This window comes from Pedobacter sp. (assembly GCF_035566355.1).
Lineage (GTDB): Bacteria > Bacteroidota > Bacteroidia > Sphingobacteriales > Sphingobacteriaceae > Pedobacter.
Window position 1 is genome coordinate 1 of the sequence record NZ_DATMRL010000540.1, and the last position, 5,304, is coordinate 5,304.

General features: G+C 43.0%; 4 protein-coding genes. 1 reads left to right on the forward strand and 3 read right to left on the reverse strand.

Annotated elements, in window-relative coordinates:
- From tkt to cls, 3 genes are all read right to left on the reverse strand, one after another.
- Window positions 1-1,772 (reverse strand): transketolase (tkt, locus tag VNZ46_RS21205; RefSeq protein ID WP_325562351.1); only part of this gene is annotated, 1,772 nt, incomplete at its 3' end.
- Window positions 1,773-1,875: 103 nt separating this feature from the next.
- Window positions 1,876-2,793 (reverse strand): SMP-30/gluconolactonase/LRE family protein, encoded by a 918-nt coding sequence (locus VNZ46_RS21210; protein ID WP_325562353.1) that lies wholly within the window; start codon window positions 2,791-2,793, stop codon window positions 1,876-1,878.
- 11 nt (window positions 2,794-2,804) lie between these two features.
- Window positions 2,805-4,259, reverse strand: a complete 1,455-nt coding sequence (gene cls / locus VNZ46_RS21215) for a cardiolipin synthase (RefSeq protein WP_325562355.1) — start codon at window positions 4,257-4,259, stop codon at window positions 2,805-2,807.
- Window positions 4,260-4,320: 61 nt separating this feature from the next.
- On the opposite strand from cls, the gene VNZ46_RS21220 reads away from it, so the two are divergent.
- Window positions 4,321-5,304: dicarboxylate/amino acid:cation symporter (locus tag VNZ46_RS21220; RefSeq protein WP_325562357.1), on the forward strand; the 984-nt coding region annotated here is incomplete at its 3' end.

A 5,304-nucleotide genomic window follows, 5' to 3' on the forward strand; every position in this document is an offset into this window, starting at 1 on the left:
AATAATTCCCAGGAAGGCATGCTCACCACCCTGGCCGCAATCCCCTCTTTCTCCAATGCCGCCTGAGCATCCAGTATTAAACTCACCTCAGAACCGGTAGCGATCAAGATCAATTCAGGAGATTTTACGTCGGATAAAACATAAGCTCCTTTTTCCAGACCAGTTGCCGCAGCATATTTCTTCTGATCAAGCACAGGGAGCGCCTGACGGGTCAACACCAACACCACGGGTCCGTCTGTATGTTCCACAGCCACCCGCCATGCCTGAGAGGTCTCGTTTGCATCTGCAGGACGAATCAGTGTAATATTTGGAATTGACCTCAGCGAAATCAATTGTTCTACCGGCTGGTGCGTTGTACCATCCTCTCCCAACCCGATGCTGTCATGCGTATACACGAAAACAGGTCTGATTTTCATAATCGCAGCAAGGCGGATAGGTGGCCTCATGTATTCGGAAAAAATCAGGAAAGTAGCCCCATAAGGAATCAGCCCTTTGGTCAAAGCCATTCCATTCAGAATAGAGCCCATTGCATGCTCCCTTATCCCAAAATGGAAATTACGGCCATCTCTTTTTTCTGAAGTAAAAGAATCATATTCTTTAAGATTCGTATCTGTAGAAGGCGCTAAATCAGCCGCGCCTCCAATAAGTCCCGGCAAATCTGCAGCTATAGCATTCAATACTTTGCCCGAAGCCTGACGGGTAGCCAGTTTATCCCCTCCATCAAATACAGGCAATTTACTCTGCCAGTTTTCAGGCAACTTTCCCTGCAATATTTCCTCATAAGCCGAAGCAAGCTCAGGGAACTTTTCTTTATAAGCTTTAAAAAGTTCATTCCATTCTTTTTCTAGTTTAGCACCTTTTTCACCTGCCTCATGGTAAAAACGCAATACTTCATCCGGCACATAAAAGGACTTTTCAGGATCAAACCCGAAAAATTTCTTAACCAGTTTCACTTCATCGGCACCTAAGGGAGAGCCATGCGAACCGGCAGAATTCACTTTATTCGGGCTGCCATACGCAATCTGGGTTCTCACCTTAATCAAAGAAGGCCTCTGTGTTTCTGCTTTAGCGTTTCTCACCGCGATTTCAATCGCATTGATGTCATTCCCGTCTTCCACCACCTGCACGTGCCAGTTATAAGCCTCAAACCTTTTGGCTACATCCTCCGTAAAAGCAATATCTGTACTACCCTCTATAGAAATATGGTTATCATCATATAAATAGATCAAATTGCCCAGTTCAAGGTGCCCTGCAATAGAAGCCGCCTCCGAAGTTACCCCTTCCATCATATCTCCATCGCTGCATATCGCATAGATCTTATAATCAAAAAGATCAAAACCAGGCTTATTAAATCTCGCGGCCAGGTGTTTTTGTGCGATCGCGAAGCCTACGCCGTTGGCAAAACCCTGTCCAAGCGGACCTGTGGTCACATCAATTCCATCTGTAAGACCGTATTCCGGGTGCCCGGCTGTTTTGCTGTTCAACTGACGAAATTGTTTCAGGTCATCCAGCGTAAGTTTATATCCTGTTAAATACAGTAAACTATATTGAAGCATGCACCCATGCCCTGCAGATAAAATAAAGCGGTCTCTGTTTGGCCAATGAGAATTCTTTGGATTGTAGTTCATGAATTTACTGTACAGCACATGCGCCATCGGGGCGGCCCCCATCGGCATTCCCGGGTGTCCGGAATTGGCCTTCTGCACCGCATCCACAGATAAAAGTCTGACCGTATTGATCGCTAGTTCTTCCAGTTTACTGTTATTTTCCATTGTATATCAATTAGGATTTAAATACTTATGAAACGCTTTTTAGAAAAAAACTGTTTTTATTATTTGCCCCATTCACCATATCTTTCCTAAAATTACCTTTTACTTACATACCTTTCACCTTCATTGGCATCAAATAAATTGCCTTTGAAGCCGTAATAAATAAAATATCGTGATTTTTACCACCAAAACAAACATTTGAAGTCCAGGGCTCCTTAATCTCTATATGGCCAATCCATTTGCCCGCAGCGTCATAAACAGTAACACCATTACCTGTTAAATAAATATTACCCTGTTCGTCCAGGGTCATACCATCAGATCGCTGATCAATGAGCGCCTGTTTTCCCGAAAGCTTTCCATCTGCTTCTATCTGGTATTTAAAAACTTTAGCCGCCTTTCCATCTCCCACATACAGCAGTTTACCATCCCTGGTTCCAACAATACCATTGGGTTTAAGCAAATCATCATCCGCAACCTCCGGCTCCTTTTTACCCGCCTTCAGATAATAAACTTTCTCCCCTTTCATCTCCGGCGCCTGTCTGGTCCAATATTTTCTCTGAAAATAGGGGTCTGTAAAATAAATACCGCCTTTAGGATCGATCCACAAGTCGTTAGGCCCATTTAAAGCCAATCCATCTACCCGCCCAACCAATATTTTTACACGCCCTTTAGAATCAATAGACCACAATTCATTATGCTCATCTGCACAGACAATCAGATTGCCTTTTTTATCAAAATAGGTTCCATTGGCACGACCGGCATGATCTGAAAACAAAGATAACTTTCCATGGGTATCATATTTCCAAATGGTATTGTTTGGCTGATCGGTAAAGAAAACGTTGCCATCTTTATCCGCTGCCGGTCCCTCTGTAAAATCAAATTGCCTGGCCACCAGCTTAAGGCTATCCTGCTCAAATAGTTTTGCCGGCACCCCATCCTGAGCTTCCACTTTTGTAAAACCAATGATCGGTAAGATCAATAAAATACATATCCAAAATTTCAAACGCATACTCCAGTAAATCATTCCTTAAAATTTTATAACAATGGCGACATCAATCTCGCCAGCTTCTCTATAAATTCCCTGTAGATAGAACGCTTCATCCAGGCTTCGGGATCAATCTGTATAGCCCCTTTCAAATCCTCGTAAAAAACAGTCCTTAGCTGGCCGGAAAAGGCATCGTCATACACTATACTGTTCACTTCAAAATTCAACTCAAAACTCCTGTGGTCCATATTGGCTGTTCCGATAATAGACAGCTGACCATCGCATACCATCGTTTTTGCATGCACAAAACCTTTGGTATACAAATAGATTTCCACACCAGCACTGATCAGATCACCATAATACGACCGCGCAGCAAAGTCAACGGTATGGGAATCTGACTCACCGGGAACCAGCAACTTCACCTTAACCCCACTCAATGCAGCTACCGTTAAAGCATCCAATAAGCTTTCCCCCGGAATAAAATAAGGTGTAGTGATCAGGATCTCCTCTTTTGAAGAACCAATGGCCTCCAGTAAAGAGAACAAAATGGTTGGATTATCTGAATCCGGGCCGCTTGCGGCAATCTGCACCACCGTTCCTTTACCAGCCAGAGGTTCTGGTACGGCAAAGAAATCTTTCTGCGGAAAAAGTTCTTCATCTGCACAAAAATTCCAGTCACAAATGAACAAATACTGAAGATAATAAACGCCTTCCCCCTTAATTTTCAGATGTGTATCCCGCCAATAAAGTTGTTCCTTGCCTGCCGGATCGTTGATGTACCGATCACTTACATTGATACCACCCGTAAAGGCAGTATGCCCATCTATGATAATGATTTTTCTGTGGTTGCGGTAATTGATCCGGTTGGCCAGGGCCATAAAAAGGATCCTGTAAAAAGGAAAACACATCACACCCGCTTCTTTCAACTCAGGTACCACCCGTTTGCGGATCGAGCGGCTTCCAAAATCATCATAGATCAGTCTTACCTGTAACCCCTCCAAAGCTTTCTGAATCAGAATGTCTTTAATCTGGTTGCCAATAACCTCATCCTCAAAAATATAATATTCAATGTGAATATGGTTTTTCGCAGCCTTCAAGGCTTCAAGGACCTCTGGAAATTTTTCTTCTCCATTGATCAGCAACTGGACACTATTCACTTCACTCAACTGACTTAACGTACTGTTTAATAAAAGTCTGGCCAGTTTATTGTATTTTTTTACTTCAGGTATATCCTGTGCCAGGATACCTTCAGATCTGCGGTAGATCCTTTTCCTGATCTCTCTCATCAGCGTCTCATCTTTCGATATCTTCTTGCTGTACAATTTGCGCTTCCTGTAATTTGTACCCACGCTGAAATAAATGATCATACCTGCAACCGGCAGAAAAACCGTAAGCAGCAAATAGGCCAGCGTCTTACTGGTTGTACTGGTGTCATAGACTATACGCAGACATACAGCAACAACAATCAACGTATAAGCAATTTCACCAGTCAGGATCCAATTCATTCAGTAATATTTTGTACATGACTAAATTAGCAATATCTTTCACAGAAATTACGATATACAGATGAACAATTTCTTTAAAAACTACAAAGGAATTATTTTCTTACTGATAGGCATCATTATCGGCAGTATTGTTGGGCTGATCTTCGGAAAGAAAGTGGAAATATTAAAACCAATCGGTGATATTTTCCTTAATTTCCTCTTTACAGCAGTTATTCCGCTAGTTTTCTTTGCGATTTCTTCTGCCATTGCAGGGCTTTCCTCCACCAATAAGCTCGGACGGATGATGGGCATTATGTCTGCAGTCTTTCTGGCTACCATTTTAATTTCTGCCTCTATAACCATACTGGCTGTTCATATTTTCCCCATTCATGAACACATCAATGTTATTCCCCTAACAGAAACCATAGAAAAGAAACCATTTGGAGAACAGCTGACCAGACTCTTTACCACTGGCGAGTTTTATGAGCTCCTGTCCAGGAAAAGCATGCTGGCTATGATCATCTTCTCGGTGCTGATAGGCTTCTCTACCCTTCATGCGGGAGAAAAAGGTGCTGCTTTTGCCCGTTTTCTTCACGCTGGAAATGAGGTATTCAAAAACGTTTTCATCCTCATCATGAAACTTGGCCCTATAGGTCTAGGTGCTTATTTTGCCTATCAGGTTGGTGTATTTGGCCCACAGCTTTTTGGAACCTATGCCCGTTCACTCGGGCTTTACTATGGCGTAGGTGCCTTTTATTTTGTTTTCATCTTCAGTTTGTATGCCTTTGTGGCCGGCGGAATAAAAGGCCTTAAAAGGTTTTGGCCAAATAATATTGTCCCCTCTGCCACTGCTGTGGGAACCTGCAGCAGCATTGCCACTATCCCTGCCAACCTGGAGGGTTGCAAAAACATCGGCATTCCAGACTACATCACCAATGTCACGGTACCATTAGGGGCAACCCTCCATAAAGATGGCTCCAGTATATCATCCATTGTCAAAATGGCTGTAGTCTTTACTATGTTTGGCAAAAGCTTCAATAGCCCGGATGTGGTCCTGCTTGCCCTT